The sequence below is a fragment of the Kitasatospora sp. NBC_00374 genome (assembly GCF_041434935.1).
Lineage (GTDB): Bacteria > Actinomycetota > Actinomycetes > Streptomycetales > Streptomycetaceae > Kitasatospora.
Window position 1 is genome coordinate 4903633 of sequence record NZ_CP107964.1, and the last position, 21958, is coordinate 4925590.

18 protein-coding genes and 1 tRNA gene are annotated in these 21958 nt (G+C 73.6%); 8 read left to right on the forward strand and 11 right to left on the reverse strand.

All coding sequences use genetic code 11. The annotated features are described in order from the left end of the window. Window positions 1-25: 25 nt before the first annotated feature. Window positions 26-796 carry a TetR/AcrR family transcriptional regulator C-terminal domain-containing protein gene (locus OG871_RS22115; protein WP_371498707.1) on the forward strand — a complete coding sequence of 257 codons (771 nt, stop codon included), beginning with the start codon at window positions 26-28 and terminating at the stop codon, window positions 794-796. Window positions 797-873: 77 nt separating this feature from the next. Here the strand turns inward: OG871_RS22115 and OG871_RS22120 are convergent, their stop codons facing one another. Then, the gene (locus tag OG871_RS22120) at window positions 874-1278 is read right to left on the reverse strand and encodes a winged helix-turn-helix transcriptional regulator (protein ID WP_371498708.1); all 405 of its coding nucleotides are present in this window, start codon (window positions 1276-1278) and stop codon (window positions 874-876) included. 95 nt (window positions 1279-1373) lie between these two features. On the opposite strand from OG871_RS22120, the gene OG871_RS22125 reads away from it, so the two are divergent. Beyond that, window positions 1374-2228 carry an NAD(P)H-binding protein gene (locus OG871_RS22125; protein WP_371498709.1) on the forward strand — a complete coding sequence of 285 codons (855 nt, stop codon included), beginning with the start codon at window positions 1374-1376 and terminating at the stop codon, window positions 2226-2228. Window positions 2229-2338: 110 nt separating this feature from the next. Continuing rightward, window positions 2339-3373 carry an EamA family transporter RarD gene (rarD, locus tag OG871_RS22130; protein WP_371498710.1) on the forward strand — a complete coding sequence of 345 codons (1035 nt, stop codon included), beginning with the start codon at window positions 2339-2341 and terminating at the stop codon, window positions 3371-3373. Here the strand turns inward: rarD and OG871_RS22135 are convergent. After that, the gene (locus OG871_RS22135) at window positions 3363-4745 is read right to left on the reverse strand and encodes an ABC transporter substrate-binding protein (RefSeq protein ID WP_371498711.1); all 1383 of its coding nucleotides are present in this window, start codon (window positions 4743-4745) and stop codon (window positions 3363-3365) included. The two genes, rarD and OG871_RS22135, sit on opposite strands and share 11 nt — an antisense overlap. 301 nt (window positions 4746-5046) lie before the next feature. Between OG871_RS22135 and OG871_RS22140 the strand changes: the two genes are divergently transcribed. Further along, window positions 5047-5430, forward strand: a complete 384-nt coding sequence (locus tag OG871_RS22140) for a hypothetical protein (RefSeq protein ID WP_371498712.1) — start codon at window positions 5047-5049, stop codon at window positions 5428-5430. A gap of 12 nt (window positions 5431-5442) precedes the next feature. Here the strand turns inward: OG871_RS22140 and OG871_RS22145 are convergent, their stop codons facing one another. From OG871_RS22145 to OG871_RS22155, 3 genes are read right to left on the reverse strand one after another with little or no spacing between them, the layout of a single operon-like run. Continuing rightward, the gene (locus OG871_RS22145) at window positions 5443-6345 is read right to left on the reverse strand and encodes an ABC transporter permease (RefSeq protein WP_371498713.1); all 903 of its coding nucleotides are present in this window, start codon (window positions 6343-6345) and stop codon (window positions 5443-5445) included. Continuing rightward, window positions 6332-7324, reverse strand: a complete 993-nt coding sequence (locus OG871_RS22150; protein WP_371498714.1) for an ABC transporter ATP-binding protein — start codon at window positions 7322-7324, stop codon at window positions 6332-6334. Before OG871_RS22150 ends, OG871_RS22145 begins: the two co-directional genes overlap by 14 nt. 11 nt (window positions 7325-7335) lie before the next feature. Next, window positions 7336-8544, reverse strand: coding sequence for an outer membrane lipoprotein carrier protein LolA (locus tag OG871_RS22155; RefSeq protein WP_371498715.1), 1209 nt, complete (start codon window positions 8542-8544; stop codon window positions 7336-7338). Between the two features lie 171 nt (window positions 8545-8715). On the opposite strand from OG871_RS22155, the gene OG871_RS22160 reads away from it, so the two are divergent. Beyond that, window positions 8716-11310 (forward strand): bifunctional FO biosynthesis protein CofGH, encoded by a 2595-nt coding sequence (locus tag OG871_RS22160; RefSeq protein WP_371498716.1) that lies wholly within the window; start codon window positions 8716-8718, stop codon window positions 11308-11310. Between the two features lie 539 nt (window positions 11311-11849). After that, entirely contained in the window at window positions 11850-12947 is a 1098-nt protein-coding gene (locus tag OG871_RS22165; protein WP_371498717.1) for an ADP-ribosylglycohydrolase family protein, read from the forward strand. A 75-nt stretch (window positions 12948-13022) separates the two neighbouring features. On the opposite strand, the gene OG871_RS22170 is transcribed toward OG871_RS22165, so the two are convergent. The 3 genes from OG871_RS22170 to OG871_RS22180 all read right to left on the reverse strand — a co-directional run bounded on the left by OG871_RS22170 (window position 13023) and on the right by OG871_RS22180 (window position 15290). Continuing rightward, window positions 13023-13232 (reverse strand): DUF397 domain-containing protein, encoded by a 210-nt coding sequence (locus OG871_RS22170; RefSeq protein WP_371498718.1) that lies wholly within the window; start codon window positions 13230-13232, stop codon window positions 13023-13025. Then, on the reverse strand, window positions 13229-14089 hold the full coding sequence (locus OG871_RS22175) for a helix-turn-helix domain-containing protein (protein ID WP_371498719.1): 861 nt from the start codon (window positions 14087-14089) through the stop codon (window positions 13229-13231). Before OG871_RS22175 ends, OG871_RS22170 begins: the two co-directional genes overlap by 4 nt. Before the next feature lie 493 nt (window positions 14090-14582). Further along, the gene (locus OG871_RS22180) at window positions 14583-15290 is read right to left on the reverse strand and encodes a GPP34 family phosphoprotein (protein WP_371498720.1); all 708 of its coding nucleotides are present in this window, start codon (window positions 15288-15290) and stop codon (window positions 14583-14585) included. A 310-nt stretch (window positions 15291-15600) separates the two neighbouring features. Between OG871_RS22180 and OG871_RS22185 the strand changes: the two genes are divergently transcribed. After that, a complete protein-coding gene (locus OG871_RS22185) occupies window positions 15601-17670 on the forward strand; it encodes a D-alanyl-D-alanine carboxypeptidase (RefSeq protein WP_371498721.1) in 2070 nt (689 codons plus the stop codon). A gap of 126 nt (window positions 17671-17796) precedes the next feature. Here OG871_RS22185 and OG871_RS22190 read toward each other — a convergent pair whose 3' ends face one another. From OG871_RS22190 to OG871_RS22200, 3 genes are all read right to left on the reverse strand, one after another. Beyond that, window positions 17797-18813 carry a YhjD/YihY/BrkB family envelope integrity protein gene (locus OG871_RS22190; RefSeq protein WP_371498722.1) on the reverse strand — a complete coding sequence of 339 codons (1017 nt, stop codon included), beginning with the start codon at window positions 18811-18813 and terminating at the stop codon, window positions 17797-17799. Window positions 18814-19067: 254 nt separating this feature from the next. Continuing rightward, a complete protein-coding gene (locus tag OG871_RS22195; protein WP_371498723.1) occupies window positions 19068-19832 on the reverse strand; it encodes a polyprenol monophosphomannose synthase in 765 nt (254 codons plus the stop codon). Between the two features lie 54 nt (window positions 19833-19886). Then, complete coding sequence (locus OG871_RS22200; RefSeq protein WP_371498724.1) at window positions 19887-21503, reverse strand: glycosyltransferase family 39 protein; 1617 nt, start codon at window positions 21501-21503, stop codon at window positions 19887-19889. Window positions 21504-21863: 360 nt separating this feature from the next. Here OG871_RS22200 and OG871_RS22205 point away from each other — a divergent pair. Then, a tRNA-Arg gene (locus OG871_RS22205) sits at window positions 21864-21936 on the forward strand. The last annotated feature ends 22 nt before the right edge of the window (window positions 21937-21958 follow it).

The window sequence follows — 21958 nt, forward strand, 5'->3', positions numbered from 1 at the left end:
AATCTGCCTGTGGAAAACTGTCGACATGGCCACGGAACGCAGCAGCGCAGGGGATCCGGCACGGACGCTCGCCCTGCTCTGGGGCCAACCGGCCACCGCGACAGGCCGGCGCGGCCCGCGGCAGGCCCGCAGCGTCCCCGAGATCGCCGCCGCGGCCGTGGCCCTGGCCGACGCCGAGGGGGTCGAGGCCGTCACCATCCGGCGGGTCGCCCAGGAGCTCGGCCTCTCCCCGATGGCGCTCTACACCTACGTCCCCGGCAAGGCCGAGCTGCTCGACCTGATGCTGGACACCGTCTACGCCGCGATGCCCCGCAGCGCCCCCGCCGGGGAGGGCTGGCGGGCCCGGCTCACCGCCGTCGCCGAGGACAACCGGACGCTGTACCGCAGTCACCCGTGGGTGGCGGGCATCTCCACCGGCCGCCCGCCGCTCGGCCCCGGGCTGATGGGCAAGTACGAGTACGAGCTGCGAGCCCTCGACGGGCTGGGCCTCGGCGACGTCGAGATGGACGCCGCGCTGACCTTCCTGCTCGGCTTCGTCGAGGGCTGCGCCCGGGCGGCCGCCGACGCGCGGGCCGCCGAGCAGGAGAGCGCGATGGGGGACCGCGCGTGGTGGGAGGGCAACGCCGAGCTGCTCGCCCGGGTCTTCGACCCCGAGCGCTATCCGACCGCGGCACGGGTCGGCTCGGCCGCGGGCGAGGCGCACGGCGGCGCCCACAGCCCCGACCACGCCTACGAGTTCGGCCTTCGCCGGGTGCTGGAGGGCCTGGCGGGCCTGATCGAGGGCGGCCGCGCCTGACCGACCGTCGACGCGGCCCTGGACGGTGACTTCCTCACCGTGCCCGGTGTGGGTGCAGGTGCGCTGCCGGGTGGGGCCTAGCGGGCGTCGTACGCCTCGCGGGCCTCGGCCACGGAGCACATCCGGGCCTCGACCCAGTGCGCCAGGTCGGAGACCAGCTGGGCCGCCTCCCCGCCGAGCGGGGTCAGGCTGTAGTCCACCCGGGGCGGGATCACCGGGTGGGCCACCCGCAGGACGAAACCGTCGCGCTCCAGGTTCTGCAGGGTCTGGGCGAGCATCTTCTCGCTCACCCCGGCGACCCGGCGGCGCAGCTCGCTGAACCGGTACCCGCGCTCCATCAGGGCCGCCAGGACCAGCACGCCCCAGCGGCTGGTGACGTGCTCCAGGACGCCGCGCGAGGGGCACATCCGGTCGTAGACGTCCGGCAGCCTCTCCACGATCGAGCTCTCCGGCAGTGGGCGTTCCCTCTCGATTACCTCCATGTCAGTACCCTACTTCCAAGTGCGTACTTACGGAAGGTTAGTGCCATCCATAAAGTGAGTGGCGAAGCAGAGGGCAACCTTCCAAGGAGCAGAAGATGATCGTCGTCACCGGTGCCACCGGACAGCTGGGCCGCCTCGTCGTCGAGGGCCTGCTGGCCGAGGTCCCCGCCGAGCGGATCGCCGTGGCCGTCCGGTCGGCCGAGAAGGCCGCCGACTGGGCGGCGCGCGGCGTCGAGGTCCGGGTGGTGGACTACGACCGCCCCGAGACGCTGGCCGCCGCGTTCACCGCGGGTGACCGGGTGCTGCTGATCTCCGGCAACGAGATCGGCAAGCGCGAGCCGCAGCACCGTGCCGTGGTCGAGGCCGCGAAGGCCGCCGAGGTGGGCCTGCTGGCCTACACCGGGGTGCTCGGCGGCGACGAGGCGAGCTTCACGCTGGCCGACGAGCACAAGGCGACGGAGGCGGTGATCCGCGAGTCCGGTCTGCCCTTCGTCTTCCTGCGCAACGGCTGGTACACCGAGAACTACACCGCGCAGGCCGCCGGTGCGGTGGCCCGCGGCGAGGTGGTCGGCAGCAGCCGGGACGGCCGGGTCGCCAGCGCGCCGCGCGCCGACTACGCCGACGCGGCGGTCGCGGTGCTCACCGGCGAGGGCCACGAGAACGCCGTGTACGAGCTGAGCGGCGACGTCGCGTGGACGCTCGCGGAGTACGCGGCCGCGCTGGCCGCACAGGCGGGCACCCCGGTGGCCTACCGCGACGTCCCGCCTGCCGAGCACCACGAGGTGCTGGTCGGCGCGGGTATGCCGGCCGGGTTCGCGGAGGTCTTCGTGGACGTCGACCAGGCGATCGCGCGCGGTGACCTGGCCCGGGCCAACGGTGACCTGGCCCGGCTGATCGGCCGGCCGACCGTCCCGCTCGCGGACACCGTGAAGGCCGCGCTGAGCGTCTGACCTGCGGTGTCGAAGATGTCATGAGCAAAAACCGAAAACGGAGATGACATCCTGCCCTCCCGCCCGCTACCGTCGGTCCGACACCAGTGCGCGCGGAGGGCAGGCCCGGGATGGCAGAGGGACGCAGAGGACTCTGGTACGGCTTCGCCGCCTACGGGATCTGGGGCCTGTTCCCGTTGTTCTGGCCGCTCCTGGAGCCTGCCGGGGCCGCCGACATCCTGGCCAACCGGATGGTCTGGTCCATGGTCGCGGTCGCCCTGATGCTCCTCGTCCAACGCCGCTGGGCCTGGATCAGGCCGCTGTTCGCCCAGCCCCGGCGGCTGGCGCTGTCCGCGCTGGCCGCCGCCTTCATCTCCGTCAACTGGGGCGTCTACATCTGGGGTGTGAACTCCGGCCACGTGGTGGAGACCAGCCTCGGATACTTCATCAACCCCCTGGTCACCATCGGCTTCGGCGTCCTGGTGCTGCGCGAACGGCTGCGGCGCGCCCAGTGGGTGGCGGTCGGCATCGGCGCGGCGGCCGTCGTCGTCCTCACCGTCGGGTACGGCCGGCTGCCCTGGATCGCCCTCACCCTGGCGCTGTCCTTCGCCACCTACGGGCTGCTGAAGAAGCGGGTCGCGCTCGGCGGTCCGGAGAGCCTCGCGCTGGAGAGCGCGGCGATGTTCCCCTTCGCGCTGGCCTTCCTGGGCTACCTCGCCCTCCGCGGCCAGGGCAGCCTCGGGCGGGTCGTTCCCGGCGAGTACGGCTGGGGCCACTCCGGGCTGCTGATCCTCAGCGGTGTGATCACCGCGATCCCGCTGATGTGCTTCGGCGCCGCCGCCGTCCGGGTCCCGCTGACCACGCTCGGACTGCTCCAGTACCTCGCGCCGGTGTTCCAGTTCCTGATCGGCGTCGCGGTCTTCCACGAGTCGATGCCCCCCGCCCGGTGGGCCGGGTTCGCCCTGGTCTGGGCCGCGCTGGCGGTGCTCAGCGTCGACGCGCTGCACCGCGTCAGGACCGATCGCGCGGCCGCCGCCGCGGCCCGGGCCCGGGCCGCCGTGCCGGGGAGCGCCGTGCCGCAGAGCGCCGTGCCGCAGAGCGCTGCTGCGGACACCGTTGCTCCGGACACCGCTGCCGCGGACACCGCTCCCGCCGTCACCCGCTAGCGGCGCTCGGCCGGGACGCGGCCGCCGCCGCGGCCAGCGCGTCCTGGAACCGCGGCACGTCCCGGTCCCCGAGGAAGACCTCCAGCGCCGCGTCGATCCGCGCGTTCCAGGCCGTGGAGGCCACCAGACCGTGGGTCAGCGAGCCCACGATCCGCGCGCCGCGCCACTCGTCCAGCGACCACCGCGCGTACGGGCCGAACAGCGCCCGGGCCTGCGCGGGCAGGTCGGTCCGGGCGGGGATCGCGCCCTTGGCGCCGTTGAAGGCCACCTGGCCGTCCGGGCTGCCGCACTCGGCCAGCCAGGCCAGTGCCGCCTCCGGGTGCCTGGCCCCGGCGGCCAGCGTGAACACGTCGGAGAGGTACTGGAACACCCCGGCGGTGCCGGGCGCCGCCGCCCAGTCGTAGCCCAGCCCGGGGCGCAGCCCCAGGGTGCCCCGCAGGTAGCCCTCGGCCCAGTCGCCCATCACCTGGTACCCGGCCCGGCCGGAGCCGACCAGCGCGGTGGCGTCCTCCCAGCCGGGCAGCGCGGGGTCGGCGTGGCTGCTCAGCGCCAGCAGCTCCCGGAAGTCGTGCAGGGCGCCCGTCACCCGCCTCGAGCCCCAACCGCCGTCACCCCCGTCCGTGCCGCGCGTGTCCGTGCCGCGTGTGTCCGTCCCGTGCTCCGCCGTCCCGTGCTCCGCCGTGTCGTGCCAGAGCGCGGGCCAGCCGTCCGCGCCGACCGCGGCCAGCAGAACCGTCTCCAGCAGGTGCTTGGCGCTCCAGGAGCCGCCGAGGGCGAGCGGGACCAGGCCGGTGCCGGCCACCCGGCGCAGGTTCTCCACCAGCGCGCCGACCGTCGCGGGAGCCGGATCGGCGCCCGCCCGGGCCAGCACCGCGGGGTTGGACCAGAGCAGGTTGGCCCGGTGGATGTCGACCGGTACGCCGTAGTACCCGCCGCGGCTGCGCAGCCGCGGCAGCAGGGCGGCGGGGAACTGCGTCGCCCAGCCCTCCTGCCGGTAGAGCCCGTCGAGCCCGGTCAGCCGTCCGGCCGCGACCAGGTCGGCGAGTTCGGCGCCGGCATGGCACTGGAAGCTGTCCGGCGGATCGCCGGCGGCCAGCCGTCTGGCCAGCTCCGCCTGCGGGTCGGCGGCGGCCCGGCTGTCGCGTGCGCCGTTGTAGCAGCTCAGCAGGGGAGCGCGGCCCTTGAAGTCGGCGAGCAGGGCCAGCAGGCCGTTCTGCTCGGGGCCGTCGGTCCACCAGGAGTAGAGCTCGAGCTGCCCGGTGGGGCCCGGGGCGGAGGCCCGGGCGACGCCCGCCCGTCCGTATCCCGCCAGCAGGGTCACGGCCCCGACCGCGGGCACGCCCAGCAGGAGCTCCCGGCGACGGATCGTCATGGCTGGTGGGCTCCCCCGGTGGTGCGGACGACGGTGGCCGCAGGTGGGTCGAGGCGCCGTGCGAGCAGCGGGTGCCCGCCCGGGACGGTGCCCCATCCCACCTGCCCGGGGTGGCGGCCGTCAAGGTTCCCGGCGTCCCCCGGTCGGGCGGTCGGGCGCCCGGCCGCCGGAGCGGGTGAACATCTCGATTCCGGATCTCCTCAAGCGGAGTGCTCTGCTGCTAACGTCCGGGGTGCCACACGGGGTTGTCGCCGGGTACCCAGCTCGGCACCGTGCCCAGGGGCCCGCAGGAGGGCTTGCGATGGTCGACCTTATGGGGCGGTTCACCCGCCCGTCGCGCCGGGCCGCCCGCCCGGGAACCGTCGCGGACGCCCTCCGGGTGCCCGCGGTACGACGGGAGCCGGCCAGCGCGGAGGCCGGGGAGCTGGTGCTCACCCAGGGCTCGCGCGGCGGACCGATGACCATCCAGTGGCAGCGGCCGGGCTGCCCCGCGATCACCCTCGCGCCGCCGTACCGGCTGGACCGGGTCGACCTCAAGGGATCCTACCGGGCCAGGCTGCACGGGCTGACCGCCGGCGTACGGCTGGTCTGCCCCGACTGGTCGCCGCTGTTCCTGGTCGCGCCGGCCCAGCTGGCGGTGCTCGCCTGCGCCGCCGCGACCACCCGGACACCGCCGGCCGCCTGAACCGGCCACCCGCTACGCGCTGATGTCCCGGGAGGCGAACCGGGCCCACGCCGCCGACCCGAACACGGCCACGTAGAGCGCCTGCAGGCCGAGGTTCTGCAGCACGTTGTCCCAGTACATGCTGGACCGCAGCAGGTCGCCGAAGCTCAGCCAGTGGTGGCTGAACAGGTAGGGCTGGACGGCGTGCAACTGCGGGAAGCTGTCCAGGATCTGCACGGTGATCACCAGCACCACGGTGGTCGCCATCGCGGCGATGCCGCTTCCCGTCAGGGTGGAGACGAACAGCCCGATCGCCACCAGCCCGGCCAGCGAGAGCGCCACCACCCCGGCCACCAGGACGGCCCGCAGCAGGGCCGTGCCGGGCCCGATCGAGTCGCCGGACAGCAGGGTGACCTCGCCCATCGGGAACAGCGCGGCGCCGGTCGCGAGCGCGGCCAGCGCGATCACCACCGTGGCCACCAGGCAGTACGCCAGCGCCGCCGTGAACTTGGCCGCCAGCAGCCTGGTCCGCCCCGCCGGGGCGACCAGCAGGTAGCGCAGTGTGCCGCCGCTCGCCTCGCCGGCGATCGCGTCACCGGCCACCACGCCGACCGACATCGGCAGGAACACCGGCAGCGTCAGCGCCAGCGAGGTGAACACCAGGAACAGGCCGTTCTGGGTCACCTGGGCGACGAAGGCCGGGCCGCCACCGCTCTCGCCGTCGGTCTCGATCTTCACCACCACGCCGATCAGTACCGGCAGCGCGGCCAGGATGGCCAGCAGGGCGATCGTCCGGACCCGGCGGAAGGTCAGAGCCACCTCGCTGCGGAACAGCGCCAGGAAGCCCGGCACGGTCTGCGGCCGGACCAGGGCCCCGCCCGTCGCCCCGCCCGCGGTCGGGCCCGTTGCCCGGTCCGCCGTCTCAACCTGCGACATCGAAGCCCTCCCCGGTCAGTGCCACGAACGCGTCCTCCAGCGTGCCGCGCTCCACTCCGAAGCCGTGCACCCGCACCCCGGCGCCCACCAGCGCGGCGCACAGGTCGGCCAGCGGGCCCTCGCCGAGCTCGGCGGTGCCCTCCACCAGGCCCTCGCCGGAGCGGACGTCGGCCACCCGGTGCTCGGCCAGCACGGCCGCGGCCCGCCCGGTGTCCGGCGTGCGGACCACCAGCCGGCCCTGCGCCCGGGCGGCCAGCTCGGCGACGGTGCCCTGGACCACCAGCCGGCCCCGGGACATCACCGCCGCGTGCGTGCAGACCTGCTCGATCTCGTCCAGCAGGTGGGAGGAGAGGAAGACCGTGGTGCCCTCCGCCGCGACCTCCCGGACCAGCGCCCGGATCTCCCGCATCCCCTGCGGGTCGAGCCCGTTGGTCGGCTCGTCCAGCACCAGCAGCTCGCGCGGCTGCAGCAGCGCGGAGGCCAGGCCGAGGCGCTGCTTCATGCCCAGCGAGTACGCCTTCGCCTTCTTGCCGGCCGCGGCCGTCAGCCCGACCCGCTCCAGTGCCTCGGCCACCCGGCGATCCCGGGTCCGAGGGTCGGCGGTCGGGTCGGCGGCGTCGAAGCGCCTCAGGTTGTCCCGGCCGTTCAGGAAGCCGTAGAGGGCCGGGCCCTCGATCAGCGCGCCGACCCGGGGCAGCACCCGGCCGACCGACTGCGGCATCGGCTCGCCGAGCACCGAGGCCGCCCCGGCGGTCGGTGCGATCAGGCCCATCAGCATCCGGATGGTGGTGGTCTTGCCGGAGCCGTTGGGGCCGAGGAAGCCGAACACGCTCCCCCTCGGGACCGTCAGGTCCAGCCCGTCCACGGCGAGCTGGCCGCCGCGGAAGCGCTTGGTCAGCCCGCGGGTGCGGATCACGTCCTCGGCGGCGGCAGGGGCCGGGCCGCTCTCGGCAGCCCGGCCCGCCGACCGCTCCGTCACCGGAGAGGTCACTACTTCACCCCGGCCGCACTCTGCAGCACCGGCAGGGTGACGGCGCCCGCGAAGACCCGGCCGTCGTCGGTGATCAGCACGTTCAGCAGCTTGGTGCTGACGAGCGTGCCGCCGCCGACCGGCTTGCCCAGCGACCCGGCCAGCGACTGCAGGTTCTGCGGGACGCCGCTGCCGTGGCCGCCCCTGCCGTGCGCGTCCTTGCCGGCGGCGGCCGCGGCCTGGGCGTCGGGCAGGCGGGTGGCGAGCACCGCCGTCCAGCCCTCGCCGACCACGTTGACGTCCGGGGCGGCCTCGGCGCCCTTCGGCCCCTCGTGCGCGGACCCCGCGGCCGCGGTCCCCGCGCCGCCCCGGGCCGCGCCCTTGGCCGGGTCGTCGGCCTCGGTCACCTTGGCACCCTTGGGCACGCTGAACTCGAAGGTCTTGGCGGCGGGCTTGGCGAAGGACACCGAGCCGAAGTGCGCGTCCAGCACCCTGCTGCCGTCCGCCCCCTGGACCAGCACCGCCAACGGCACGCCGTGCTCGGCGTCGACCGAGATCCGTACCTCGCGGATGGTCGAGCCGGCCTGGGTGGGCTTGACGCTCAGCTTGTAGGCCGGGCGCCCGGCCACCTCGACGGTGCCGTCCACCGTCACCGAGGTCGTCCCCGAGCCGGCCGCCAGGAACTGCCGGGCCAGCTCCTGGGGTGTCGCCAGACCGGAGCCGAGCGGGGCCTGTGCGGCCTTGCGGTGCTCGCCGCCCTTCGGCGCCGTCGCGTGGTACGCCTCGTTGTGGACGCTGTCCCAGGCCCAGACCTGGTCGCCGTTGTGGATCACCTCGTAGCCGCTCAGGTCGCCGACCAGGCCGACCCGCTGGCGGTCCGGGCCGTCCGCGGCGATCTGCAGCGTGTGCTCGCCGCCGAGCAGCTCGACCGCCTTCGTCTGCGGTGAGCCGCCCCGGCCGCCCGCGCCGCCCGCCATGCCCAGCAGCTGGGTCGGCAGCCCCAGGTCGGCCTTCACCTTCACCGTTCCGCTGAACGTGTCGGTCTCGGAGCCCAGGACCTTCGCCACCAGCTGCTCCGCGGTGATCGACGGCAGGTTCGGCTGAGTGTCGCTGGCCAGTGCCGGCACCAGGCCGACGCCCGTCGCGACCGCGGCCGCCACGCCCACCGCGACCAGTACCCGCATGGTCGTCCGCCGCCGTGCCCGGTACGGCGTGTTCTGCTCCACCATGATCTCCCACCCTCCGTAGCTGCCGTTGCAGTCTCCATTAGAGGCCCGCGACCCGGGTCGTGACATCGCCCCACAGGGGCAGATCCGGGTACGCCTGCCGTCTCACGTGACCCTGAGCCCACGTCAGGGTCACGTCCTCCTGTGGTCTGATCGCTCGCGTATCGTCGCCCCATGGACGCAACGGACGCCCCCCGCCCCGAACCCCGGCCCGCCCCCACCGCGAACTCGATGCGCAGGGCGCTGCGCCGGGCCAGGGACGGTGTCGCGCTGGATCCGGGCGAGGCGGCGGTGCTGCTGCAGGCCCGCGGCGAGGACCTGCGCGACCTGTGCGCGACCGCGGCGAGGGTCCGGGACGCCGGGCTGGCCCAGGCCGGGCGGCCCGGGGTGATCACGTACTCGAAGAAGGTCTTCATCCCGCTCACCCGGCTGTGCCGGGACCGCTGCCACTACTGCACCTTCGTCACCGTCCCGGGCAAGCTCAAGCGGGCCGGGCACGGCATGTTCCTCGCCCCGGACGAGGTGCTGGAGATCGCCCGTCAGGGTGCCGCGCTGGGCTGCAAGGAGGCGCTGTTCACGCTCGGGGACCGGCCCGAGGAGCGCTGGCCCGAGGCCCGTGAGTGGCTGGACGCGCACGGCTACGACGACACCCTCGCGTATGTGCGGGCGATGTCGATCCGGGTGCTGGAGGAGACCGGCCTGCTGCCCCATCTCAATCCCGGTGTGCTGGGCTGGACGGACTTCCAGCGGCTCAAGCCGGTCGCCCCGTCGATGGGGATGATGCTGGAGACCACCGCGACCCGGCTGTGGTCCGAGCCCGGGGGCCCGCACCACGGGTCGCCCGACAAGGAGCCGGCCGTGCGGCTGCGGGTGCTGGAGGACGCCGGCCGCAGCGCCGTCCCGTTCACCACCGGGGTGCTGATCGGGATCGGCGAGACGTACGAGGAGCGGGCCGACGCGCTGTTCGCGATCCGCCGGATCGCCCGGCAGTACCACGGCGTCCAGGAAGTCATCGTGCAGAACTTCCGGGCCAAGCCGGACACCGCGATGCGGGCCATGCCGGACGCCGAGCTGGCCGAGCTGGCGGCCGCCGTCGCGGTGACCCGGCTGGTGCTCGGTCCGTCCGCCCGGATCCAGGCCCCGCCGAATCTGGTCGACAAGGAGTACCCGCTGATCATCGGGGCGGGCATCGACGACTGGGGAGGGGTCTCGCCGCTGACGCCCGACCACGTCAACCCGGAGCGGCCCTGGCCGCACATCGACGAGCTGGCGGCCCGGACCGCCGCCGAGGGCTTCACGCTGCGCGAGCGGCTGACGGTCTATCCGGAGTACCTGCAGCGCGGCGAGCCCTGGCTGGACCCGCGGATCATGCCGCACGTCCGGGCGCTCGCCGACCCGGCGACCGGGCTCGCCCGCGAGGAGGCGAAGCCGGTCGGTCTGCCCTGGCAGGAGCCCGAGGACCTGCCGGCCTCGTACGGGCGCACGGACCTGCACCGCACCATCGACACCGAGGGGCGGACGGGCGACCGGCGGGCGGACTTCGACGAGGTGTACGGGGACTGGGGGGTGTTGCGCGAGCAGGTGTCGGCCGGGAGTGTCCGGCGCCTGCCGTCGGACGTACGCCAGGCCCTCTCGGCCGCCGCCGACGACCCCACCCGCCTGACGGACGACCAGGCCCTGGCCCTCTTCCACGCCGACGGCCCGGCCCTGGACGCGCTCTGCCGGATCGCCGACGACGTCCGCCGCTCGGCGGTCGGCGACGAGGTCACCTACTGCGTCACCCGGAACATCAACTTCACCAACGTCTGCTACACCGGCTGCCGGTTCTGCGCCTTCGCCCAGCGCCGCACCGACGCCGACGCCTACACCCTCTCGCTGGACCAGGTCGCCGACCGCGCCGCCCAGGCCTGGGAGGTGGGCGCCACCGAGGTCTGCATGCAGGGCGGCATCCACCCCGACCTGCCCGGCACCGCCTACTTCGACATCGCCCGCGCCGTGAAGGCCCGCGTCCCGGGCATCCATGTGCACGCCTTCTCGCCGATGGAGGTGGTCAACGGCGCGACCAGGACCAACCTCTCGATCCGGGACTGGCTCCAGCAGGCCAAGGAGGCCGGCCTCGACAGCATCCCCGGCACGGCCGCGGAGATCCTGGACGACGACGTCCGCTGGGTGCTCACCAAGGGCAAGCTGCCCGCCGCCACCTGGGTCGAGGTCGTCTCCACCGCCCACGAGCTGGGCATCCGCTCCTCCTCCACGATGATGTACGGGCACGTCGACACCCCGGCGCACTGGCTCGGCCACCTGCGGCTGCTCGCCGAGATCCAGCAGCGGACCGGCGGCTTCACGGAGTTCGTCACGCTGCCGTTCATCCACACCAACGCCCCCGTCTACCTGGCGGGCGTCGCCCGCCCCGGCCCGACCGCCCGCGACAACCGGGCGGTGGTGGCGATGGCCCGGCTGCTGCTGCACCCGCACATCCCCAACATCCAGACCAGCTGGGTGAAGCTGGGCGCCGAAGGCGCGGCCGAGATGCTCCGCTCCGGCGCCAACGACCTGGGCGGCACCCTGATGGAGGAGACCATCTCCCGGATGGCCGGTTCGGCGTACGGCAGCTACAAGTCCGTCCGGGACCTGGAGGCGATCGCCGAGGCGGCCGGCCGGCCGCACCGCCAGCGCACCACCACCTACGGCGAGGTTCCCGCCGAGCGCCGGGCCGCGGCACTGGCCTCCGACGGGCACCTCCCGGAGCTGCTGCCGGTACTGGACTGAACGGGTACCGCCCGGACGGTGGCGCAGCGGCCCCTGGCCGGACCTCCAGCCGATCGACGCCCGCCTGCCCCGGCTCGCCGGGGCGCCTCCCTGAGGCGGCTCAGCCGACCAGGTCCTCACGCAGGTCGCGCAGGGCGTGGCGGTCCTGGTGCAGCCCGTCGTCCGGGTATCGGTCGAAGGGGCCGAAGGACGGCCTGGTGGGCCGGCGGCAGCTTGGCCGGGACGGCGGCGTCGGCCTCGGCCGCGGCGGTGCTGGCGAGCGTGGCGGAGCCGGGGGCGAGGGCGGCAGCGGCGGCCGGGTGGCGGGCGATGGTGGCCATGGCGGGCCCCGGGGGAGGCCCGGTCCGACCTCGGTGGCCTGCGGATGTCCCCGGCAGCAACAAAATATTGAAGACCTGGCGTTCGAGGGAGGGGGTGAAGCCGTCAACCTCTTCGAATACAGTGCGGTGGCGCTCGATCGATCGCGGGCGTCGGTCCGGCCGCCCTGCGGCGTGCCAGCGACCGGCCCCGCTCAGCCCCGGACGAAAGGCCCCTCCGTGATGCCACTGTGGTCACGCGCGCAGCAGCAGGACTTCCGCAGCCGGGTGCGGGGCTGCCTGCTCGGCGGTGCGATCGGTGACGCGCTCGGCGCCGGGATCGAGTTCGAGCCGCTGGAGAAGATCGTCGAGACGCACGGCCCGCAGGGCGTCACCGGCTACGTGCCGGCGTACGGGCGGCGCGGCGCGGTCACCGACGACACCCAGATGACCCTCTACACCCTGGACGGCCTGATCCGGGCGCACATCAACCGGGACGGCGGCAACTGGCACCCGCCCAGCGACGTCCACCGGGCCTACCTGCGCTGGGCGGCCACCCAGCGGGACTGGGGCCCGGACGAGCGCCGCTCCGACCTCGGCTGGCTCGGCCGCGAGGAGTGGCTGTACGCCCAGCGGGCCCCCGGCCAGTCCTGCCTGTCCGGACTCTCCGGCCCGGACGCCGACCGGCTCGGCACCGTCGACGAGCCGCGCAACCCGCACTCCAAGGGCTGCGGCACGGTGATGCGGGCCGCCCCGTTCGGCCTGCTCACCGCCTGGGAGCCGGCGCTGGTGTTCCAACTGGCGGTCGAGTGCTCGGTGCTGACCCACGGGCATCCCACCGGCTACCTCTCGGCCGGGGCGTTCGCGGTGATCGTCCACACCGTGGCCAGGGGCGGCACCCTGGAGGAGGGGGTGCACCTCGCGCTGGCGCTGCTCTCCGAGCGGCCGCGGCACGAGGAGGCCACCGCCGCGCTGCGGGCCGCCCTGGACGCCGTACGGGCCGGCGCACCCTCGCAGGAGCGGGTGGAGGCACTCGGCGAGGGCTGGGTGGCGGAGGAGGCGCTGGCCATCGGGCTGTACTGCGCGCTGGTGGCGGAGGACGTGAAGTCCGGCCTGCTGCTGGCCGTCAACCACTCGGGGGACAGCGACTCCACCGGCTCCATCTGCGGCAACCTGCTCGGGGTCCTGCACGGGGAGACGGCGCTGCCGCCCGAGCTGGTGATCGAACTGGAGGGCCGGGGAGCGATCCTGGAGCTGGCCGACGACTTCGTGCTGGAACTGCTGCACGGGCCGGAGCTGCACGGGACCGAGGGCTGGCGGACCCGCTACCCGGCCGGCTGAGCCGGGCCCGGACCCGGGTGGCACGGCGCCCGCCGCGGGAGGACGGCGGGCACCGGACAGGGCGGACGGATGCGATCAGACCTCACCGAAGGCGCCGGAACCGGCAGCGGTGGCGAACGCGGCCCAGGCCTCGTTGGGGAAGTGCAGTTGAGGGCCCTCAGGGTCCTTGGAGTCGCGAACCGCGACAGCGACGGGGCTCGGCACGGCGATCTCCACGCAGGCGCCGTTGCCGCCGCTGTGGCTGCTCTTGCGCCAGGCCAGGTTGCTCAGGGACTTGGTGCTCATTTGGCTCTGAACCCTTCTACATAGGTGTGTATCAATGACCGGCTCTCCGTGACGCTGAGTGCGGCGGCCCGCAGGTGGTCATAGAGATTGGTATAGCGGCGCACGTCCGCGTCCTTCTCCAGGTAGAGATCGCTCGTCACCCCTTCGAAGTAGACAACCGTCGAATCCGCTGACTCCGGGAACTCCAGCAAGGAGAATGTCCCGGTCATACCGGGGTGGGCGCCGCGCTCGAACGGGATCACCTGCAGGTTGATGTTGGCGCGCTGACTCAGCGTCAGCAGCTGGCTCAGCTGGTCCGCCATCACCTGGGAGCTGCCGACCGCCCGCCGCAGGACGGCCTCGTCTATCACCACCCAGAGGCTGCCGAGCTGGTCGTCGCCGTAGATCCGGTCCTGCCGCTTGAGCCGGACGTCCACCCGCCGCTTGATCGCCCCCGGCTCGGTGTCGGGCTGCGTGCCCGCGACCACCGCCTCGGCGTACTCCCGGGTCTGCAACAGCCCGGGGATGAAGGAGGACTCGTACGCCCGGATCGAGGAGGCCTCCGCCTCCAGGCCGATGTAGACGCTGTACGGGATGTCGCCGAAGTCGTGCCACCAGCCGCGCTGGCGGGACTCGCGGGCCATCTCCATCAGCCCGGCCCGGATCCGCTCGTCCGTCACCTCGTAGACGTCGCACAGGTCGCGGACGTCCCGCTGGCTGATGCTGCGGCGCCCGTTCTCCAGGCGGCTGATCTTCGACTGGGACACCATCAGCCGCCCGGCCACCTCTTCTGCGGTCATCTGCCGCAGTTCACGCAGGCGCCGCAGCTCGGCGCCGAGTCTCCGGCGCCGGACTGTGGGATTGACGCTGGTGGACACATCGACCTCCGGCCGGACCTCAGGCGCGGCGGACGGCGCCGTGCCTCGGAAGAGTGTGGAAATTGGTACCAACCCCCTGATGTGGAGCAGCATGCCATCTCGCCTCCGGTCCGTGCCGGGGAATCACCCGAGCGCAGTAGAACAGATCATCGGAAAACCGTTCATTCCGGATCTTGGCCCTTGCGCTCCAGGCGCCTTACCGATAAAGGCGTTTGAGGTGCGGTAAGCGTGTCGAGTCGTGCCGCAGCACGCGCGTGGTGGAAGCCGGCCACGGGCCGGAGCGGCCCGTACGGCCGACTGTATGCCTTCGCGGCCGTCCGGCAGCGGGCAGTTTCGCGGGCCCGGCGGCGGGCACGGCAGTGGGCGCGGACGGGGCGGGCGGCGTCGGGAGCGGGCCCGGGCCCGGGAACGGCGGCGGGGCGGCCCGTCCGGCGACTGGTGCGCCGGGCGAACCGCCCCGAGAAGTGCTTTGCCGGCTAACGGCGCGCGCCGATCATCGCGCGCCCACCCGTGCCGCCACACCACGACCTGGTGCGGGCCGGCCCGGTGGCCCTGCCGGAGCGCGATTCTGTTGCACCGGCAGCCCGTTCTGCACGTCCATCACGGCATGCGCGACCATGCCGCCGAGCGGGTCGTAGCGAATCAGGTCGCGCAGCCGTGACCGCGAGGACCTGCCCTCGTTACCCGGGTAGAGGTGCTTCCCCAGCCCGACCGCGTGCGCCAGGGCGGCCAGCGCCGCGGTCCGGGGGTCCGGCGGGACGCCGGTCCGGATCGCGGTGTCGAGCCGCTGCTTGATCGCTCCGTTGGTGCAGTCGTCCGACGCCTGATAGCGCGTCGTCGGCAGCACCCCGCACATCTGTCCCGGCACCGCCGTCACCATGCCGCACCGTTCCAGGTGCGCGAGGTACGTCTGGCGCAGCCCCAGCCGGGGCCCACCGATCCAGTGCGCGGCACGGACCGGGCTGCCACGACGGCGCAGCAGCTCCAGTGCGTGGTCCAGGGTCGGATCACCGGTCGGCCGTGCCATCACCACGGCGATCCGATCTCCGTCCGGGACTATCCGTCCGGCCAGGGACAGCTCCACCAGCTGTGCCCCGGCAAGTCCGAGGTCGAGGGTCTGCGGCTGCGCAGTGGTGCCCGTGGCCGGGTCCAGTGCGAGCAGCAAGAGCTCCTCGGGAATTGTTCTGCGGCTCCTGCCCATCCAAGCCTCCCCGCGTGGATGAATGACAGAGTGACGCCTCTCACACAGGCTTGTCGAGTACGCCTCCGAATCGTGACCTTGCCGCAGACGGCCCCGCAGACCGGGGAACCGCCGCCGAAGGGCGCAGCGTCTGACCCGGGGAACAGCCCGGGTGGGGTCAATAACCGCCGGTCGGGCGGGGTGCGCGTGCCCCCGGGGTCACGGGTGCCCGAGACTGTACTGCTAGTGGAGCAGGTCGAGAACCTGCGCGAAAAAAGACAGGTCGACGGTCGGCCCGGGCTGGGCCGGGCGGACAAGGAGGATGGGTCACGTGGGCGAGTCCCCCGACAACGTGCGCAGCGACGGCGAGACCGGATCGGCCGAGCCCGAGCCGACCGGGTCGGGTGCCGAACCGAGCAGCTCGACCGTGCAGCTTCGGATCCAGGATCTGGACTCCCGGACCACCGCGCTTCGCCTGCCGGTGGACAACGCCACCACGGCGCTGCGGCTGCCCAAGGAGGTGACGGCGGCGGGTCCGGCGAGCGGCACGGCGGCAGCGCGCCGGGAGGCGCCGGAGCAGGTCGGGGCGGACGCCGAGGCCGAGGTCGAGAGCGCTGCCGAGGAGGATACCGAGAGCGGCGCCGCGGCCGGTGACGAGCCGCCGGCGGACGTGTCGGCGGAGCCGGTGGCGCAGCCGGCGGCGGGGAAGAGCCCCGCCGTCGAGCGGGCCGCGGAGCCGCCCGGCGCCGACCCCCGTCTCGCCATGCGGGACGGCCGGGAGAGCGCCGGGGCCGCGCTGAAGGCCACCACACCGATGGCCGCCAAGCCGATCGCCGACCCTGCCCCGGTGCCGGCCGCCGCTCTCGCCGCCGAGCGCGAGCCCGAGCCCGAGCGCGAGCCGGATACCGGGCCCGCGCCGAAGGCCGACCCGGAGCCCGTGCGGGCGACCCGGCCGCTGCCGGCCGCCGCCACTGCTGCTCCGGCCGCCGCCGCCGCTTCCGCGCCCCGGCCGCTCCCGGTGCCGGAGACCGTGCCTCCGGTTCCGCCGGTTCCGCCGGTGCCTCCGGTCCCGTCGGCCGGCCCGACGCCCGAGCCGAGGCCGGAGCCGAGGCCGGCGCCCGGGCCGGAGAACACGGTCGAGGCGATGGAGGTGCTGGCCGCGCTCAGCCGGCGACCGGTCACCCCGCTCCAGCGGGCGGTCAAGCGGGCCACCATCTGGACGGTCCTGGTGGCGCTGGTGCTCGGTGTCCTGGTGGTCGCCCAGCTGCTCCGGCCGCTGCCGGACCCCAAGACCAAGTCGAGCCTAGCGGGCACCTTCACGTTCACGGGCGACCAGCTCGCCGTGCCGTGGCCGGCCAAGGGCCAGGCCGCCGCCGAGGTGGTCGGCGTCGGCAGCCTCGGCAGCTCCGGCCCGGAGACCCCGGCCCCGATCGCCAGCGTCACCAAGGTGATGAACGCGTACCTCATCCTCCAGGCCCACCCGCTGAAGAAGGGGGAGACCGGACCGGTCCTCACCGTCGACAAGCAGGCCGCGCAGGAGTCCAGCGACCCCGACCAGTCCAAGATCACGCTGACCGAGGGGCAGCAGCTCAACCAGTACGAGGCGCTGGAGATGCTGATGCTGCCGTCGGCCAACAACGTGGCCCGGCTGCTGGCCCGATGGGACTCCGGCTCGGAGGAGGCCTTCGTCAAGAAGATGAACGACCAGGCCGCCAAGCTCGGCATGACGAACACGACCTACGCCGACCCGGCCGGCTACAGCAACGACACCAAGAGCACGGCGAAGGACCAGCTCAAGCTCGCCGAGCAGGTCATGAAGATCGACATCTTCCGGCAGATCGTGGCCGAGCCCGACACCAAGTTCAACAACCAGCGGGTCTTCAACACCAACGAGATCCTCTCGCCGAAGAACGGCGTGATCGGCGTGAAGACCGGTTCCTCCACCCCGGCCGGCTCCTGCCTGATGTGGGCGGCGGTCAAGGACGTCGGCGGCACCAAGCGGATGATCCTCGGCGTCACCCTCGGCCAGCCCGCGACCAAGGAGGAGCCCAGCCTGGTCCGGGCCGCGCAGCCGATCAGCATGAAGATCATCACGGCCGCTCAGAACGGCCTCACCGGCCAGACCCTGGCCAAGCAGGGTGACGTGGTCGGCCACGTGGACAACGGTCTCGGCGGCAAGGTCCCGGTGGTCGCGAGCAAGGACCTCACGGTGGCCGGCTGGTCCGGCATCACGGCCCACGTCACCCTCGACGCGGTCAAGCTCGGCCACACCGCCAAGGCCGGTACCCAGGTCGGTACCGTCTCGGCGGGCGAGGGCGACGGCCGGGTGGAGGTCCCGGTCATCCTGCAGTCCGACCTGGCGCCGCCGTCCATCGCGGACCGTCTGTTCCGGATCCTCTGAGCGCCGGAGCCCCTGAGCCCCGGATCCGCTGAGCTCCAGATCCGCTGAGCCCCGGATAAGGGCGGATCCCCTCAGCCCGGTGGCACCGAGCCCCGGACCGTACGGCACCTCGTACCGGTCCGGGGCTCAGTCGTCCGCCGGCCCGTCCGCCGGCCGGTCAGGGGGCCGGTCAGGGGGCCGGTCCGGAGCTCTGCGGCGCTGCCTGCCCCATCCGCGCGGGCCACCCCATCCGCCCCATCGGCCGGGCTCGGTACGGGTGCCGAGCCAGTGGGCGACGGCCGGCTCCTCCGCCATGACCCGGCCCAGCACCAGCGACAGGGTGATCGCCGCGAACAGCAGGATCAGCCAGGACAGCGAGGTGAACACCACCCCGAACGGGCCGAACTTCTGCACGCTGCGGGTCATCGCGCCCGGCAGGTACACCTGAGCGGCGATCCCGAGCACCAGCTCGGCAGCCCCGCAGAACACCGCGCCGGGCAGCAGCGGGTACCAGCGCACCCGGTTGCCCAGCAGCAGGTGCTGGGTCCACCACCAGAGCAGGGTGCCGGCCAGACAGGCCAGCGGGATGCCCAGCAGGGGGCCGAGCCCGAAGCCCCTGCGGATCGGCACCTCGAAGACCAGGAACATCAGCCACACCGCCAGCCAGACCAGCCACCGCCACACCGCCACCCTGGTCCTGGACTTGGGCATCTCCCAACAGCGCTCGCAGACCCGCTGCAGGGCCCGGCTGAGGGCGGTCGCGGACAGCAGGGTGACCAGGGCGCCGATCGCGCCGAAGCTCTGCGTCACGTCGTCGTGGCCCGCCGACAGCAGCTGCTGGACCTGCTGCTGGGTACTGCCCTTCAGCCCGAGGTGGTCGCGGAGCGAGCTGGTGACGCCGTCGCGGATAACGGCGGGAGCGAACACCGCCACCACGAACAGGGCGGGCAGCGCGCTCAGGAAGGTCTGCGCGGCCAGCCGGGTCGCGTTGTCCAGCAGGTTGACCCGCAGCAGGTGGCCGACCGTTCGGCCCACGATCGGGACCTGTTCCGGCGCCGCCTTCGCGGTCGTCGCGAGTCCGGCGGCCCGGTCCCTGACCCGGTGCCAGCGGCCATGACCCGGTCGGCCGGGATCCTCCCGGCCGCCGTCGTGCGGGTCTGTCACGGGGTACCTCCCGGGCCTGGCCGATGCCTCATGCTCACCCGAGCCCCGCAGCGGCGCACCCGGACACTCCCGCGGTGCCCGGCGGTGGGCCGGGCCCGCGGGCGCGGCGGGACAGCACCGGGAGCCCGGGCGCCGCTCGGCGGCTCGGGCCGGTCCTCGGTCCGAGCCGTGCCGGGCGGGACGGGTGCGTGGGGCGAGTGCGTGCGTGGGGCGGGTGCGGAGCCTGGGCCGGGCCCGGGAGTCGTCCCGTGGTGTCAGGCGTTCCGGCCGGTGAGCTTCGACACCCGGGCGCCGACGCCCCAGGCGGTGACCCGCCAGAGCGCCTCGACCACGATGTTGCGGCTCATCTTGGACGCGCCGTGCTCACGCTCGACGAAGGTGATCGGCACCTCGGCCACCTTGTAGCCGGCCTTGACGGCACGCCACGCCAGGTCGACCTGGAAGCAGTACCCCTGGGAGGCGACCTTCTCCATGCCGAGGCCGAGCAGGGTCTCCTTGCGGAAGGCCCGGTAGCCGCCGGTCACGTCCTTGATCGGGACGTCCAGCATGACCCGGGAGTAGAGCGAACCGCCGCGGGAGAGCAGCAGCCGGGACTTCGGCCAGTTGACCACCGCGCCACCCGGCACCCACCGGGACCCGAGCACCAGGTCGGCACCGCGCAGGGCGGTCAGCAGGCGGGACAGCTCCTCCGGCTGGTGCGAGCCGTCGGCGTCCATCTCGACCAGGACGTCGTAGCCGTGGTCGATGCCCCAGCGGAAGCCCGCCAGGTAGGCCGCGCCCAGGCCCTCCTTGCCCTTGCGGTGCAGGACGTGGACGTTGCCGTCCTCCGCCGCGATCTTGTCGGCGAGGTCGCCGGTGCCGTCCGGGCTGTTGTCGTCTGCCACCAGGACGTGGACCTCGGGGACGGCAACGCGGACCCGGGAGACGATCCGTTCGACGTTCTCGGCCTCGTTGTAGGTCGGGATGATCACCAGCACCTTGCCGAGATCGGCGAAGGTGCTCTCCTGGGGGGCAGTCACGTCTGTGCCTTTCACTCTGGTGTGGCGCGTCGGCCTGTCTGGCCTCCACGTCGGCTACCGGCGGCTGCGTACCAGCAGCGACACCGTGAGTCCGCGGACATATCGGACCTCGGTCGGGGTGAATTCCGTCCGCAGCGCCCTGGCCTGGTCGGCCGGGAGGCTCAGGTACGGGTCATCACCAGTGCCGATGGTAACGACCCACACCCGCGGCTCGGTTCCGATGCAGCTTGCGGGCATCGAACACTCCTGTGGGAAGAGGTCCTCGGCCTGCGCCGCGGACTGCCGCACGAACAGCGGAGTGGGCTGCACCCCGGGGGTCAGATGGTAGGCGATTCCCGGGCCGATCATCCGCCAGGCCTGGCTGCCGGCCGCCGCCACCAGGCCGTCGCCGCTGCGGTAGCCGGCCGATACCAGGGCGGCCGCCGCCCGGTAGTCGGTGGGGCTGTGGGCGAGGGTGCCGCGCTGTGCCTTCTGCATCGGCAGGCCCAGGACGAAGGGGATCAGCAGGGCGAGCGCGACGGTGGGCAGGGCGAGAGCGGCGAGAGCGGATGCTGCCGCGGATCTGGCGGGCGCCGCGGGCGCCGCGTGGGCCGCGTGGGCCGCCGGAGCGGCGGGTGCGGTGGCGCCCGGGATGCGCCCGCGCGCGACCGGGGCACGGTCGGCCGCGCGCACCGGCGCGGCGCCCCGCAGGGCAGCCCGGAGGACACCGACCCCGCCGCCCGCGAGCGCGGCACAGGCGGGGACCGTGAAGAGCAGGTAGCGGTCCAGGAAGTACGACGTCCTGCCCTGCGACACCAGCCACACCGCCACCACCGGCAACACCGCGAGCAGCAGCAGCTCCACCGCCGCACCCCGGCTGCCCCGCCGCAGGAAGGCCAAGGAGGCCAGGACCACGAAGGCGTAGAACAGGGAGGCCGGTCCGAGCAACCCGTTCCAGAACATCCGCAGCAGGTCCAGGTTCGGCCGCTGCAGCCAGCTCAGCTGCCGCCCGGACTGCTGAGCGCCCAGCAGTATCACCGGCACCGCCGGCACCACCGCGACCAGCGCCGCGAGCGGGTACTGCCAGAGCAGGCCGCGTGAGGCCCGCCGGGCCCGCAGCAGCACCAGGGCCGCCTGTCCGACCAGTGCGCTCAGCGACACCAGGTGGAAGACCGCGCCGACCGCTGTACAGGCCGCGTAGCCCGCCCAGCGGCCGAACCCGGGCCGTTCCAGGGCTCGCAGCAGGAACCAGGTGGCGGCCGCCGTCGCGCAGACCACGAACGCGTACGTCCGGACCTCCTGCGCGTAGCGGGAAACGCCCGGCACCGCGACGAACAGCAGCCCGGCGGCGAGGCCGGCCGCGGAGCTGCGGAACATCCGCCGTCCGATCAGCGCGGTGAACGCGGCCGCACCGGCCATCGCGAGCACCGACGGGAGTCGGAGCGCGGTCGCGGAGGCGCCGAAGAGCTCGGTCCAGAAGTGCAGGACCACGTAGTAGGCGCCGATGCTGGCGTCCACCTGGTGAAGCATCGCGAACAGTTCGCCCAGCCCGCGGGTCGCGGCAGTCCAGCTGGACAGCTCGTCCCGCCAGAGGTCCGGAGTGCCGATCCGCCACAACCCGGCAGCCAGCATCGCCAGCGCGGGACACAGCCAGACACCGGCGGACCTGATGATCCGTGGCCACATGCTCATCTACCCAGCAAACTACTTGAATCGCCCGAATGGGCATACGTCATCCATCATGCCGACAGACCGCCGCACCGGATGCCAGGAGCAGGGCGGTCGGGATGCACAACGAGCGGGCGGCCCTCCCGGCACGCCCTGGCCGGCGTGAGCGGCGCGCAACCGCGGCACGACAGGCGCGCCGCCGCAGGAGGCGGGCCCGCGGCCCGCGGACGGCAGCGACCGCCTCCGGGCGATGGGCCGGCAGAGGAGATCTTCGGAGGCTGCATCCGCTAGTCTGTCAGGGGTCGGTCGGCCGCTCGGCTGTGACCTCGCAACCTGAAACCCCTTCAGGCCGGGCGAGGTGACACCGCGGGCAACCCGTCCGTTGCCTCAGTAGCTCAGGGGATAGAGCACGGCTCTCCTAAAGCCGGTGTCGCAGGTTCGAATCCTGCCTGGGGCACTCCGCCGCTCGCGGCGCAGCA

Coding starts and splice junctions, on each gene's coding strand:
- OG871_RS22115 (WP_371498707.1), top strand. CDS start 26: ATGGCCACGGAACGCAGCAGCGCAGGGGATCCGGCACGGACGCTCGCC.
- OG871_RS22120 (WP_371498708.1), bottom strand. CDS start 1,278: ATGGAGGTAATCGAGAGGGAACGCCCACTGCCGGAGAGCTCGATCGTG.
- OG871_RS22125 (WP_371498709.1), top strand. CDS start 1,374: ATGATCGTCGTCACCGGTGCCACCGGACAGCTGGGCCGCCTCGTCGTC.
- rarD (WP_371498710.1), top strand. CDS start 2,339: ATGGCAGAGGGACGCAGAGGACTCTGGTACGGCTTCGCCGCCTACGGG.
- OG871_RS22135 (WP_371498711.1), bottom strand. CDS start 4,745: ATGACGATCCGTCGCCGGGAGCTCCTGCTGGGCGTGCCCGCGGTCGGG.
- OG871_RS22140 (WP_371498712.1), top strand. CDS start 5,047: ATGGTCGACCTTATGGGGCGGTTCACCCGCCCGTCGCGCCGGGCCGCC.
- OG871_RS22145 (WP_371498713.1), bottom strand. CDS start 6,345: ATGTCGCAGGTTGAGACGGCGGACCGGGCAACGGGCCCGACCGCGGGC.
- OG871_RS22155 (WP_371498715.1), bottom strand. CDS start 8,544: ATGGTGGAGCAGAACACGCCGTACCGGGCACGGCGGCGGACGACCATG.
- OG871_RS22160 (WP_371498716.1), top strand. CDS start 8,716: ATGGACGCAACGGACGCCCCCCGCCCCGAACCCCGGCCCGCCCCCACC.
- OG871_RS22165 (WP_371498717.1), top strand. CDS start 11,850: ATGCCACTGTGGTCACGCGCGCAGCAGCAGGACTTCCGCAGCCGGGTG.
- OG871_RS22170 (WP_371498718.1), bottom strand. CDS start 13,232: ATGAGCACCAAGTCCCTGAGCAACCTGGCCTGGCGCAAGAGCAGCCAC.
- OG871_RS22180 (WP_371498720.1), bottom strand. CDS start 15,290: ATGGGCAGGAGCCGCAGAACAATTCCCGAGGAGCTCTTGCTGCTCGCA.
- OG871_RS22200 (WP_371498724.1), bottom strand. CDS start 21,503: ATGAGCATGTGGCCACGGATCATCAGGTCCGCCGGTGTCTGGCTGTGT.